Origin of the sequence: Nostoc sp. DedVER02 (genome assembly GCF_034530675.2) — a bacterium.
In the GTDB taxonomy this organism is placed as follows: Bacteria; Cyanobacteriota; Cyanobacteriia; order Cyanobacteriales; family Nostocaceae; genus Nostoc.
Map to the genome: position 1 here is coordinate 36,854 of NZ_JAVRCP020000020.1, position 12,224 is coordinate 49,077.

The window sequence follows — 12,224 nt, forward strand, 5'->3', positions numbered from 1 at the left end:
TAATATAAATAGGGGACATATTTGCAATACGTCCCCCTAAAAATTTTAGGCATTTATAACCTTCTAAATTTCTTGGTCATTAAAGCTAGAATAATGTTTAATTACAGTTCTAATCAGGCTAGCTTCAACTATTCAGGTTCACTGTCTATGTAGATGCTGGCTTTTTCTTCAAGGCTCTATTTACAAAACCAAGAACCAACAAACCAAAAATTGCACCGGGTTCAGGAATCGCAGTTGCAGTCAACTTACCCCCAAGATCCAACCTACAGTCTGGGTATGTATTGCATACTTCTGGTGAAAGGTCATCCTTCAAGAATATTTTAGCCGTTGGTAATCCTTGTTCAGCATTTAGATAAGTATAAAAATCTAAACCTGTCACATCAGTTGCAAAGTCAATTCCTAAATCAAAACCATTAGATGTATCAAAGTTACCAGTTTGTAGAACAGTCTTTGTGGCTGGCTCAAAGTTGAAATTAAAACTACTATCCGATTGCGGAAAATCGTAGTTAAAAGTTTGCAGCAAAGTTCCCTGTGGGTTGAAGAAAGAAATAGCAAAATCAGTCAGTTGATCCTTAGTAACAATGCTTCCCAGAAAATTATCATCATAGCTAAATTGCCCCTTAGCTGAATAACCTTTATCTCCTTGCCAATCAAGCTCAAAAGAAGCAGCATCAGCACTGGAAGCATGAATTAAACTAGCTATACTAAAAGCAACAACAGCTACTGTAGCTTTGGTTTGGTTACGAATGCTTTTCATCTTCTTGATATTTGATGTCGTAGTTGACTGTAAAGTAATAATCACTATTGATTGCAATACTAAATTATTACTTCGAGATGTGAACTCTACAAACTTAATTCATGTATCTCATTAGGCACTCTCAAAGTCAACACAATTTATGCCAATTAGCTTAATTCCTCTTATAATTAGAGGCTTTAGACTCTGGAAATCACAATAAACAATGACTTCTCTTACCTAATTAATGTAATGCACGAAAAACCTTCAGGGAAATTGTATCACTTAGATTCAAATTAATCATTATAATTTTTGATTATTTTTTTCAATAGAAATTCTAAATAGCAAAATTTATTTTCAAATGGCTATATTTATTTAAATTAAACTAATCTTTAACTATTCTTAAACAAATACTGTGTTTTCGTCGGCATACAACTATTTTTTAATTTAAATTAACTCCTGTATTTTCTTAGCTTTTACCTTTTAAAGAGTGCGAGTAAAAGAACCTACCACCGTAGACTTTGTTGATATAGCTCCAGACTTTACGTAGTGGGTTTGGATAAAGCTTACATTAATAAATATTGCTGGGTTTTATTGGAAAATTTTTATATAAATTTATGTTTTGTTAAATAACCCTAAATTAAATAAAACATTACCCAAACTTAATCAAAATCAAATATTTTCTCTTCAGCATTATTTTAAGTAACCAAACCATCCTCATGACATTTTCAAGACGTAAATTTTTTGCAATAGCAGGTACGACTGCTGTCGGCACTTTGATGGTGTCTCCTTTGGAAGGTCTTCTTGCGAGAAAAGCTTTTGGTCAAAAACTTGGTAAAGGATATGGGCCGCTCTTTCCAGGTGCTGATGGGATTTTAGAAGTGCCAAGGGGATTTCAGTATGAAGTTATATCTCGCACAGGCACTCTCATGAGCGATGGGAATCTAGAGCCTAGTAATCATGATGGGATGGCAGCCTTCCCTGGGCCCAAAAACACAACAATTTTGGTTCGTAATCACGAACTTAGCATCACTTCTAGTACAAAAGTACAAGTACTTAATCCCTACGATCCTATTTGCAGAGGTGGCACTACAACCTTGGTTGTTGGGCCAAATCGCCAGCTGATAAAACAGTTCGCCTCTCTTGGTGGAACCATTCGTAACTGTGCGGGTGGTATAACTCCTTGGGGTTCATGGATTAGCTGTGAAGAAGATACAACTAGACCAAGTGCAAGTAATGGGGTAACAAAGTTACACGGTTATAACTTTGAGGTTCCGGCTAGCGCCACCTCTGCCGTAGATCCAGTGCCTCTAGTTGATATGGGACGGTTTAATCATGAGGCTATAGCTGTAGATCCTAAAACTGGGATTGTTTATCAGACAGAAGATAGAGGAGATAGCCTTTTCTACCGTTTTATTCCGAAATTTCCTGGCCAGTTACAAAAAGGTGGAACTCTTCAAGCTTTGAGGATCGTAGGTAAACCAAAAGTCAACACTAAAACCGGTTTTGTAGTAGGACAGAAGTTGTCTGTAGATTGGGTGAATATTCTCGATCCCAACCCAACAACTACAGATAATGTCAGAGTGCAAGGCTTCAACTTAGGTGCAGCCCAGTTTAGCCGTGGGGAAGGCATCTATTATGAGGATAACAAGGGTAAGAAAGGCAACAATGGCAAAGGTGAATTTTATTTTACCGCTACAGATGGTGGCCCTGTAGGTGGTGGTCAGGTCTGGCGCTACATTCCGGGTGAAGAGACAATTGAATTGTTTGTCGAGTCTCAATCTAAAAATGAACTCGATATGCCCGATAACATAGTTGTGGCCCCTTTTGGCGATCTGATTCTCTGCGAAGATGGGGATGGTGAAAATTTCTTAAGAGGTGTGACTCCTGACGGCGAACTTTATAATTTCGCACGTAACGCCTTAAATGATAGTGAGTTTGCTGGAGCCTGTTTCTCACCTGATGGTCACACTTTGTTCGTTAACATTCAAACCCCTGGTATTACTTTAGCTATTTGGGGCCCTTGGAATAGTAACAGAGGTTGATATCTAGTTGTAATATTAACGTCAGCGTAGGCGTAACCCGCGATCGCTAATATATCGCTGAATTGCGGTTGTTAAGCAGACAAGGGGAGGGAAAACAATTCCCCTCCCCTTGCCACTTTTTTAGTACTTTGAGAGTACCGCCTGAAACAAACTCTGCAAGAATTGCTATTTGCTGGGTAAATTGGGATATAGAACCAGAAAATTTTCTGTGTAAACTTGACCAGCAAATGGTAATGAAAAACTATTATCAAGATTTTATAATTCGTGATTGGGTTGCAAGCGATCGCACCAGAGCCGCCAAAGTCATCAGTTATGTATTATCAGAATACGGTCTGGGTTGGGAACCCAACGGTGCTGACCGAGATGTGCTGCTAGTCGAGGAATGTTATTTAGCTACTGGGGGAGAGTTTTGGGTAATTGAACACCAAAGCCAATTAGTAGGAACTGGGGCATACTATCCCATCCACCGGGGTGAAAAAGCAGTAGAAATCCGCAAAATGTATCTCTTGCCCAGCATCAGGGGTTTAGGATTAGGGAAATATTTGTTACAACAGCTAGAAGCAGCGATCGCAAACCGTGGTTTTCAGGAAATTTGGATTGAAACCGCCAGCGTTCTGGTGGAAGCAGTCAAGCTGTATGAAAGCAACGGCTACACTCCAGCAACAGGAGTAGAAACAACACGCTGCGATCGCGTGTATTTTAAGTCATTAGTCATTGGTCATTAGTCATTGGTCATTGGTCATTAGCTAAGGACAAAGGACAAATGACAAGTGACTAATGACAAAGGACAATTCTAAAATGCACCCTTGGATTAAAAATCTCACAGGCTTACTTAACCTTTTTCTCCAATCCCATTGCCCCCTATGTCAACGCGCAACTTCCCAAGAATTTTGTCAAAACTGTACGAGACAACTGCAAAAATGCCAACGTAAAGACCCGATTTCTCTATGGAAAGAGCCAATACCAGTGTTTGGCTGGGGGGAGTATGGTGGCCCAGTAAAACGAGCGATCGCAGCGATGAAATACGACAATCAACCCCAAATAGCTCGTCCTTTGGGGCAATGGTTAGGAGAAGCATGGTTGTTAAATTCACCAAGGCGAGATAGCCAACCTGTGGTAGTTCCCATTCCAATGCATCCTAGCAAGCAAAAGCAACGTAAATACAATCAAGCTGCACTAATAGCACAAAGCTTCTGCGAAATAACTGGATTAAAATTGAAACTAAACGGTTTAGCCAGAGTGCGAGAAACTGAAGCGCAATTTGGTTTATCGGTATCTAAGCGAGAAAAAAACTTGGCTCAAGCTTTTGCTGTCGGACAAGAATTTTGCGATCGCCCCCCAAATGTTCCTGTACTGTTAGTGGACGACATTTATACTACTGGTGCTACTGCCAGGTCTGCTGTGCAAACACTTCGTCAGTATGGAATAGTGGTCTTAGGATTAGTAGCAGTAGCTACTGCCGTCAAAGACGGATAAATCCAGATTTAATGGGTTAACTTGAACATATAAGCGCATCAATTGACCGAATTACTCTATATTTTGTGGAAAAAATTGCTTGAAATGTATGAATAAAGTTTTTGCGGCGGGTTTAAAGCAACTCATGATTATTCCTGCCACATTGCTGGCAATAGGCGTAAGTACAAGTGCGGCTTTTGCTCAAAATAAGTTGTATAGTCCAATTCCTTTATCTAACAGTACTGAACTTTCCGATAGCCTTTCAGATAAAGACATTCCCACGGGTCAAGGTGGCTTTGCTCGTGATTACACAGTGAAGTTACAAAAGGGCGATAATTTAGCAGTTGACCTGTCATCTGAAAACTTTGACAGCATCATCACACTGCTAGCACCTGATGGTTCAACTCTGGCAGAAAATGATGATGGGCCTGATGGTAGTAGCAATTCCCTACTATTTACCCGCATCGTAGAGACAGGGAATTATGTGATTCGTGTCCGATCTTTTGGAGAAACTGGGGTGGGGGCTTTTAAACTCAAGGTGACAAAGCTGCAACCGATTAAGTGAATTAGTCATTTGTCATTTGTCATTTGTCATTGGTCATGAGTCAGGAGTGAAAATTCTTTTTTTTACTCCTCTATCCGCCCATTGATTAAAAAACGGTTAGCACACAGAGAAATAAGGCTTCAGTCCACTCGACGACTGCGCCGTAGGTGTCTCCGGTGTGTCCGCCTAATTTGTGGTTGAACCATGCACCGGTTAAAGTGGCGATCGCACTTCCAGCAATTATCATTGCTAGTGCGAGAAATAGCTGCTGTTTATCTATCAGCACTAGTAAACCACTCAAACCTAACAGCAATAATAATCCTGGTAATAAATCTTTGTAAGAACGAATGGCTTGTTTGTGAAATGCACCTTTGCCAGTCGCTTTTAGATAAGGATATCGCGCGATCGCTACCTGCTGTCCCCAACGTCCCCAGCCACAAGCAGCCATTAGCAAGAAACAACGGTTTTCTGGCAAATCTGTTAAGGCTGTGATTTTGAGCAGTACTAAGGCGATCGCAGTCATTGCCCCAAATGCACCTGTAGCACTATCTGCCATCACCTCCAGCCGCCGTTTTGGATCGCCCACTGCCAAACCATCGGCAGTATCCATTGCCCCATCTAAGTGCAGTCCTCCAGTTATGGCAATCCAAATACTTACTACTAAAGCACTACGAGTTAACACGGGCATACCAATATAATCCATCCCCGTATCCAGTAACCCTAAAATTCCCCCAATTAGCAAGCCTACAAGGGAAGCAAGACGCGCTACTCCTTGAAAGTCTAATCCGTTCAAATACGGTAACGGGATACTTGTGTAAAATATAATACTAGCTGCCAGCTTTAACAGCAGCTTTTTCCACCACTGTTGCTGTTTCGTCATTGTAGTTACATTAATATTTGGTTAATTGCTGGATAATCATCGTAATTTGACTACAATTGAACATCAGTACACCTTAAAGCTTTAGATAAGATTTACTTCTGTTAGAGATTATTATTGAAAATTTTGTTATGCTGGTCTAAGTAACAATTAGAAAGTTTTAAGTGTTTTTTTATACAAAAAACAAATGATTCAGGAAATTAAAATTCCATCAGGAATCAAGATTTGGGTTTTGTATTCGTTAACTAAAACTTACTCAAAATTGTTAGACGATTGCCCCACAAAATTGATATTTTTTTAATGTAGGGAGTAAACAAGCTATTCAGTTATGACAGTTTAGCTACGTTGCCGCTCTCCTTAGCTCAATCGCTATTTTCCTATGAGTCACCATCTACCCGACACCAGGATACCAGCTCCGTGCATTATTAACACGGGCATCATTGTAAATAAGCTCGACATCCGGCGATTGCTGGCAGATTTAGGTCGAGTCCACTACATCTACACCCAAGAAGATAAGGTACTGAGCGAGGGTGAAGGGGATGTGATGGAAGTTTTTGCTAATCCACTAAGGTCTACCTTAGTGGCTAACCATGCGCTATATTTGAATGTTTGTAGTTTTGATTATTTGGAACTCAAACAGTCATCGCAACAAGAAACTTACTTCGATTTGATGCAAGAAGGAGTGTGTCTGCGGTTGATTCCCCGTTCAACCCCCATACAAGAACGACGAGAGCGAACCTTCAATGTCAGCGCCATAGAAGCGATGATGGAGCAAGTCCTCTCAGCCAGATGGGATGCAGAAATTGACGATGACTGCTCTGATTCTTTTTAAAATAGCGGCTACTATGCCAATTTGATGTAAGACTGCGCTTTATTAAGAGGCAGGGGGCAGGGGAGCAGGGGGCAGAAAGAAAGGTACAAAACCTCATCCTAAATAGCATGAAAGCACCCCTGCTGCCTTTCTGACGATGGTTGTCAGTGCAGCATCTACATAGAGAAGCTACACTCCAAATGATGTGGTTTTTGTTTTCCTCCCCTGCTCCCCCGCTCCCCTGCCCCCTGCCCCCTGCCCCCTGCTTATTCAAGAATTGCCCCTACGTCGTATAGTTTTGCATAAGTCTTAATAGGCGCATCTTCAAAAATCTAAAATGGCATGAGTGCGAATTTTTCCTTTGAATGTCTTGCTTGCTGTAGTCAAACAAAAGCTAGAGCCGGAGTGTTTTCCACTCCTCACGGGATTGTAGAAACCCCCAGATTTATGCCAGTGGGTACGCTGGCGAATGTTAAAACTATCACCCCAGCCCAGCTACGAGATACTGGGGCGCAAATGATCTTATCTAATACTTATCATCTTCACCTACAACCAGGGGAAGCGATCGTAGCTGGGGGTGGTGGGTTACACAAGTTTATGGGTTGGAACGGCCCAATGCTCACAGATTCCGGTGGGTTTCAGGTGTTCAGCTTAAGCGAGATGCGAAAAATTACTGAAGAAGGTGTAACTTTCCGCTCACCTCACGATGGACGAATTATTAACTTGACACCAGAGCTATCAATTGAGATTCAAAATACTTTAGGGGCAGATGTGATCATGGCCTTTGATGAGTGCCCGCCCTACCCAGCGACTCGCCAAGAGGTTGAAACTGCAACTGAGCGGACTTATCGTTGGTTAGAACGCTGCATAACGGCTCATCAACGTAGCGAACAAGCTTTGTTTGGGATTGTTCAGGGGGGCGTGTATTTGGATTTACGTTGCCGTGCGGCTGAAGCTTTGGCTAAGTTGGATTTGCCTGGATATGCCATCGGTGGCGTGAGTGTAGGTGAACCGCCAGAATTGATGGCTGAAATTGTAAAAGTGACAGCACCACTTCTACCACCCGAAAAGCCGCGTTATTTGATGGGTGTGGGTACTTATCGGGAAATGGCGATCGCGATCGCATCTGGTATAGATTTATTTGATTGCGTAATTCCCACTCGCTGGGCTAGACATGGAACGGCAATAGTCCAGGGCGGACGCTGGAATTTAAAGAATGCTAAGTTTCGTGAAGATTTTACGCCATTAGATGAAACTTGTCCCTGCTATACATGTCAAAATTTTAGCCGTGCGTACATATCTCATTTGGTGCGATCGCAGGAAATTTTAGCTTATACCTTGTTGAGCATTCACAACATTACCGAGCTAATTCGCTTTACGCAGCGTATTAGAGAAGCAATATTAAGCGATCGCTTCACCACAGAATTTGGCCACTGGCTCAACCAAGAAAGTCAAGATGAGGATTGGGGATTGGGGACTGGGGATTAGGAATTAGGGATTGGGGAGATAAGCAATGACAAATGACAAATGAACCAATGACCAAACCATGTTAAGATACTTTTCAATTATGAAAGCTGTGTTGGATAGGTGGATTTAAACAAACATGGAAGCAGCACTTTTATTAGCAAAACTGCCTGAAGCTTACCAAATCTTCGATCCTTTGGTAGATGTTCTCCCAGTCATCCCTGTATTCTTCTTATTGCTTGCTTTCGTTTGGCAAGCAGCTGTCGGATTTAGGTAAGTTAATCTATTTTTCAATTTATAGGACAGGTAATAATACCTGTTCTATTTTTTTGTGCCACTATATTTTGAATAATTAACATTTATTAATATTTTGTAATGATTTAATATAATAAATAAGATTGTGAATCAAGCCATGTCAATATAAAGCCTTGAAAGCCACGCTTAGAGTCAAGGAGGGAATTAGTTATGGGTAATATCAAGTTCGTTAAAGAGAATAAAGAAGTAGTCGCAGCAGATGGTGCAAATCTCCGGCTCAAAGCAGTGCAAAATGACATTGATATATATACATTTATTGGCAAGATGACTAATTGCGGTGGTAATGGTCAATGTGGTACTTGCATTGTTGAGATAGTCGAAGGATTAGAAAATCTTTCCCCCCGCACAGACGTAGAAAATCGTAAATTTAAGAAAAAGCCGGAAAATTACCGCCTTGCGTGTCAAACTTTAGTGAATGGCTCAGTCAGCGTAGTTACGAAGCCTTAAGTCCTCAAATCTGCGATTCCTTCAATTTGTATCCAGTCAGTAGTCAAAATACTTACCTAAATTGAGTTTCCTCATTTTGAATTTTGAATTTTGAATTTTGAATTGGTATAACTCTGTCATCGATGATGGTATCCTAATGTTGTTGACTGGAAATTTAAGAGAGGCTTTCTTGCCATGCAAGTTAATGACCTGGGGTTCGTAGCGAGCATTTTGTTCGTACTAGTTCCCACTGTGTTTTTACTAATCTTGTACATCCAAACAGCTAGCCGCCAAGGTGGAAAAGATAGTTAAGAGTTTGTGTATAAAATAAATAACCCCTGCACTAGTAATGTAGGGGTTTTTATTTATCAACCGCTAACTGATAGCATTTCTGTAGGGACAATTTATATAGACCCAAAGCCTTTTACCGCAGGGTATTGCCCTTCAAACAAAAATAGTATGAGTACTGAGTAAGGAAATCTTGCTTCTCTAGTATCTTATTACAATAATTTTTATACTCAGCACTTTTGACTTAAGCGATCGTCCGCGCCAACAATACCGGACAAGTGGCATTGACTCTAACATAGTCTGATAAAGAAGATCCGATGAGTCTGTCTATATCAACAAAACTCTTAGCGATGGATGGACGACGATCTGGAGAACCGAGTAATAATAAGTCTATATTCAACTCCTCTGCCAACCGACAAATTTCTTCACCAGGTTTGCCACTGCTGATATAACAACGAGATTTTATGCCCTGTTTTTCAGCTTCTGCAACTGCGGCTGCTAAAACTGGATTTTTATCTGAGTTAACCTCGGTTACTTCTGATTTTTTACCGCCTAAATCTGTACTAATATTTGCCAAAATTAACTGGCCTCCTTGAATATCTCGCAGTAAAAATAGTGCCAATTTTAAGCAGTTCTTTGCAGAATCAGAATTGTCTATTGCCACCATAATCCGCTTAATTCTTTTAACATAAATGTCATCTTTCACCAGCAGCATGGGGCGAGAAGATAACTGAAAAACATACTGACTGACTGAGTTTGATAAAATCGATTGTAGTCGCTTAAGTCCGCGCGAACCCATAACAATCAAGTCAGCGTCAATTTCATCAGCTACTTGGCAAACTACATCTTTGGGATCGCCTTCGCGCAAAATTGAAGAAACCTGACTAGGATCTAAGTTCAAAGTTTGAATGGCATTAGCTAAAATTTTACCCCCATTTTCCCATTTAGTTGTCATGGTAGCAGCAGTACTTTGTGCCTGAACAACATGCAAAATCGTAACTTTCGCAGATTCAATTGAAGGGATCTCTCTCAAGGTTTTGAGCATTTCTTCTGCATGTCCCAATCCCGATACAGCCAGCAAAATTTTTTTTATCATCTTACGTAATTGTTTTTAAGTTTACTTTTGTTTTCGCTTTTAGTACTTGGCTCAGGTGGAATTTTTACCGCTTTACTCGATAACCTAGTTAGTAAGTTCGCACAAATAAACTTTGTTTCTTAGTATTTAATACTCAAACAAATAGCAAAGTAAAAAAATCTCAACAAAAGTTTAGGTTTATTTGCACCTAGTTACTTAACTTCTTAACTAGACTCTAATTATTAAGCATACTCTCAAATTAGCCTGACTAACTTAATAAAATATGATGTTAGTTATTATTGTTAATCTATGTTCACTTTTTTTAATTAGAAGTTAGTTAAGTATTGCAAAGAAATTCAAAAATAACTCTTTAGAATAATCGATTGGTTGTAATCTTGAACAAGCGATCGCTTGTAGGTTGAATATTATAAAGTCATATTTAATACTATAAAGACCTTTCTCTGGCTTTACGTAGTAAAACCGTCCCTCTCCGACTCGGAGAGGGGGAGATTTGAATTTTAGTTGAACTTAGGAAGAAGTTGGTCGAACTCACCTTAACTTAGTTGCGCTCCTGGTTGTCCGTTTTGGACTACAAACGAAGCTAGGGTTTTGACAGAGGCATTTAAGTCAACGATGCTTGATACAGCGCGGTAGTCAGTTTGCCAGCGTTGTGGAGTAAGGTTGCAACGCACGTATCCCCGGTAAGCACCATCAAAGAACTTAGTATGGGGATTGTTCGGTAGAGCAGCTTGAACTGGAGCAATAAATGATGTGGGAAAGTCAGAGGTAATTGAGGTTCCGACAAACTCAGTACCTACCGTGGTTGAGTTGGGGTTATTAAAATCAAGCTTCAAATCGTGTACCCAACTAGAATGGATATCTCCACTAATCACCACAGGATTAGAAGGTTTACGCTGATTGAGAAAACTCAAGAGCCGATTCCGTGCAGCCACGTAGCCATCCCACTGATCCACATTGAACACACCGGGGCCTGGACTACTATTAAAATTGTACTGGCCGAACATCACCTGTTGAGCAATCACATTCCAGCGCGATCGCGACTGATCTAAACCTTTTCGTAGCCACTGCTCTTGTTCTGAGCCGGTCATAGTAGCATTTGTATCAAAAGCTTCTGGGCAGCGAGGCTTAAGTCCATCATTACAAGGTTGGTTAGTACGGTACTGCCTTGTGTCTAGCACATTGAACTCAGCTAAATTCCCAAAGTTGAACCGCCGATAAAGCAGCATATCTGGGCCTTTGGGCAGCGAAGATTCACGGAGAGGCATGTGTTCGTAGTAAGCCTGGTACGCATTAGCTCGGCGTTTCTTAAAAGCCTCTTTGGTTTGGTTATCTTCGGGGATTAAATTGGCATAGTTATTGTCAACTTCATGATCGTCCCAGGTGACAATCCAGGGAAAAGCAGCATGAGCAGCTTGGAGACTTTTGTCTGTTCTGTACAGGGCGTAGCGATCGCGGTAATCTGCAAGAGTGATGATTTCTGGACTGTTATGCTGCCGTGGCCCACCAGATTGTGGCCCATATTCGTAGATATAGTCACCCAGATGAACCACAAGGTCGAGGTTTTCTTCAGCCAAATGCCGATAAGCCGTATAGTAGCCATTTTGCCAGTCTTGACAGGAGACAAAAGCAAAGTTTAGTTGTTGCGTATAGCTATAAAATGCTGGCGCTGTGCGAGTTCGCCCAATGGGGCTAACTTCCCTACCCGTTTGAAATTGATACCAGTACCAACGGTCAGGATCTAGCCCACGCACATCAACGTGGACTGAGTGTGCTAACTCTGGTGTTGCTAGCACTGTTCCTTTACGCACAACCTGTCTCATGTTTTCATCAAGAGCAACTTGCCACCGCACTGGCACATTTACCAATGGCATCCCACCTCCAGAGAGTGGATTTGGAGCCAGTCGTGTCCAGATAACAACACCATCAGGCAAAGGATCGCCAGAGGCAACACCAAGACTGAACGGATAATCAGAAAACCTTGAGTTAGCTAATACTGGATGCCATTGGCTAGCAATTGTTAACCCCGTTAAGAAGCCTGCACCCAACAAAAAACTCCGCCGTTTTAGGAGGCGCTTGTTATTTATAAGTTCCATATTCACTTCTATCCAGATGTAAATACAAGGAACCTAGCAATCCAGGATCAAGCAAAAATTAAGATTTTGTTAACTTT

The 12,224-nt window shown here is 41.1% G+C and carries 13 protein-coding genes; 9 read left to right on the forward strand and 4 right to left on the reverse strand.

Annotated features, from left to right (window positions below; all coding sequences use genetic code 11):
* Positions 1 to 145: 145 nt before the first annotated feature.
* On the reverse strand, positions 146 to 757 hold the full coding sequence (locus RMZ41_RS19720) for a PEP-CTERM sorting domain-containing protein (protein WP_322640992.1): 612 nt from the start codon (positions 755 to 757) through the stop codon (positions 146 to 148).
* Positions 758 to 1,452: 695 nt separating this feature from the next.
* Here RMZ41_RS19720 and RMZ41_RS19725 point away from each other — a divergent pair.
* The 4 genes from RMZ41_RS19725 (at position 1,453) to RMZ41_RS19740 (ending at position 4,798) form a co-directional block, all read left to right on the forward strand.
* A complete protein-coding gene (locus tag RMZ41_RS19725) occupies positions 1,453 to 2,778 on the forward strand; it encodes an alkaline phosphatase PhoX (protein WP_322640991.1) in 1,326 nt (441 codons plus the stop codon).
* 233 nt (positions 2,779 to 3,011) lie between these two features.
* Positions 3,012 to 3,503 (forward strand): GNAT family N-acetyltransferase, encoded by a 492-nt coding sequence (locus tag RMZ41_RS19730; protein ID WP_322640990.1) that lies wholly within the window; start codon positions 3,012 to 3,014, stop codon positions 3,501 to 3,503.
* Between the two features lie 73 nt (positions 3,504 to 3,576).
* Positions 3,577 to 4,254, forward strand: coding sequence for a ComF family protein (locus tag RMZ41_RS19735; protein ID WP_322641009.1), 678 nt, complete (start codon positions 3,577 to 3,579; stop codon positions 4,252 to 4,254).
* Between the two features lie 88 nt (positions 4,255 to 4,342).
* Entirely contained in the window at positions 4,343 to 4,798 is a 456-nt protein-coding gene (locus RMZ41_RS19740) for a PPC domain-containing protein (RefSeq protein ID WP_190936836.1), read from the forward strand.
* A gap of 85 nt (positions 4,799 to 4,883) precedes the next feature.
* Here the strand turns inward: RMZ41_RS19740 and cobS are convergent, their stop codons facing one another.
* Positions 4,884 to 5,657: an adenosylcobinamide-GDP ribazoletransferase gene (gene cobS / locus RMZ41_RS19745; RefSeq protein ID WP_322640989.1), complete on the reverse strand. Its 774-nt coding sequence runs from the start codon at positions 5,655 to 5,657 to the stop codon at positions 4,884 to 4,886.
* Positions 5,658 to 6,033: 376 nt separating this feature from the next.
* Here cobS and RMZ41_RS19750 point away from each other — a divergent pair, with 376 nt between their 5' ends.
* From RMZ41_RS19750 to psbM, 5 genes are all read left to right on the forward strand, one after another.
* A complete protein-coding gene (locus RMZ41_RS19750; protein WP_322640988.1) occupies positions 6,034 to 6,486 on the forward strand; it encodes a hypothetical protein in 453 nt (150 codons plus the stop codon).
* Between the two features lie 321 nt (positions 6,487 to 6,807).
* Positions 6,808 to 7,953: a tRNA guanosine(34) transglycosylase Tgt gene (gene tgt / locus RMZ41_RS19755; protein WP_322640987.1), complete on the forward strand. Its 1,146-nt coding sequence runs from the start codon at positions 6,808 to 6,810 to the stop codon at positions 7,951 to 7,953.
* Positions 7,954 to 8,068: 115 nt separating this feature from the next.
* Positions 8,069 to 8,206 (forward strand): photosystem II reaction center protein K, encoded by a 138-nt coding sequence (locus RMZ41_RS19760; RefSeq protein ID WP_006195022.1) that lies wholly within the window; start codon positions 8,069 to 8,071, stop codon positions 8,204 to 8,206.
* A gap of 188 nt (positions 8,207 to 8,394) precedes the next feature.
* On the forward strand, positions 8,395 to 8,691 hold the full coding sequence (locus RMZ41_RS19765) for a 2Fe-2S iron-sulfur cluster-binding protein (RefSeq protein WP_322640986.1): 297 nt from the start codon (positions 8,395 to 8,397) through the stop codon (positions 8,689 to 8,691).
* Positions 8,692 to 8,865: 174 nt separating this feature from the next.
* Entirely contained in the window at positions 8,866 to 8,982 is a 117-nt protein-coding gene (gene psbM / locus RMZ41_RS19770; RefSeq protein ID WP_012407089.1) for a photosystem II reaction center protein PsbM, read from the forward strand.
* Positions 8,983 to 9,202: 220 nt separating this feature from the next.
* Here the strand turns inward: psbM and RMZ41_RS19775 are convergent, their stop codons facing one another.
* Entirely contained in the window at positions 9,203 to 10,054 is an 852-nt protein-coding gene (locus RMZ41_RS19775; protein WP_322640985.1) for a universal stress protein, read from the reverse strand.
* Between the two features lie 533 nt (positions 10,055 to 10,587).
* The gene (locus tag RMZ41_RS19780) at positions 10,588 to 12,147 is read right to left on the reverse strand and encodes an alkaline phosphatase (RefSeq protein WP_322640984.1); all 1,560 of its coding nucleotides are present in this window, start codon (positions 12,145 to 12,147) and stop codon (positions 10,588 to 10,590) included.
* Between the last annotated feature and the right edge of the window lie 77 nt (positions 12,148 to 12,224).

Bases quoted from the DNA above. Each gene is read 5' to 3' on its own strand.
- cobS (WP_322640989.1), bottom strand. From the start codon at position 5,657: ATGACGAAACAGCAACAGTGGTGGAAAAAGCTGCTGTTAAAGCTGGCA.
- RMZ41_RS19730 (WP_322640990.1), top strand. From the start codon at position 3,012: ATGAAAAACTATTATCAAGATTTTATAATTCGTGATTGGGTTGCAAGC.
- psbM (WP_012407089.1), top strand. From the start codon at position 8,866: ATGCAAGTTAATGACCTGGGGTTCGTAGCGAGCATTTTGTTCGTACTA.
- RMZ41_RS19735 (WP_322641009.1), top strand. From the start codon at position 3,577: ATGCACCCTTGGATTAAAAATCTCACAGGCTTACTTAACCTTTTTCTC.
- RMZ41_RS19750 (WP_322640988.1), top strand. From the start codon at position 6,034: ATGAGTCACCATCTACCCGACACCAGGATACCAGCTCCGTGCATTATT.
- tgt (WP_322640987.1), top strand. From the start codon at position 6,808: ATGAGTGCGAATTTTTCCTTTGAATGTCTTGCTTGCTGTAGTCAAACA.
- RMZ41_RS19740 (WP_190936836.1), top strand. From the start codon at position 4,343: ATGAATAAAGTTTTTGCGGCGGGTTTAAAGCAACTCATGATTATTCCT.
- RMZ41_RS19780 (WP_322640984.1), bottom strand. From the start codon at position 12,147: ATGGAACTTATAAATAACAAGCGCCTCCTAAAACGGCGGAGTTTTTTG.
- RMZ41_RS19725 (WP_322640991.1), top strand. From the start codon at position 1,453: ATGACATTTTCAAGACGTAAATTTTTTGCAATAGCAGGTACGACTGCT.
- RMZ41_RS19720 (WP_322640992.1), bottom strand. From the start codon at position 757: ATGAAAAGCATTCGTAACCAAACCAAAGCTACAGTAGCTGTTGTTGCT.
- RMZ41_RS19765 (WP_322640986.1), top strand. From the start codon at position 8,395: ATGGGTAATATCAAGTTCGTTAAAGAGAATAAAGAAGTAGTCGCAGCA.
- RMZ41_RS19760 (WP_006195022.1), top strand. From the start codon at position 8,069: ATGGAAGCAGCACTTTTATTAGCAAAACTGCCTGAAGCTTACCAAATC.
- RMZ41_RS19775 (WP_322640985.1), bottom strand. From the start codon at position 10,054: ATGATAAAAAAAATTTTGCTGGCTGTATCGGGATTGGGACATGCAGAA.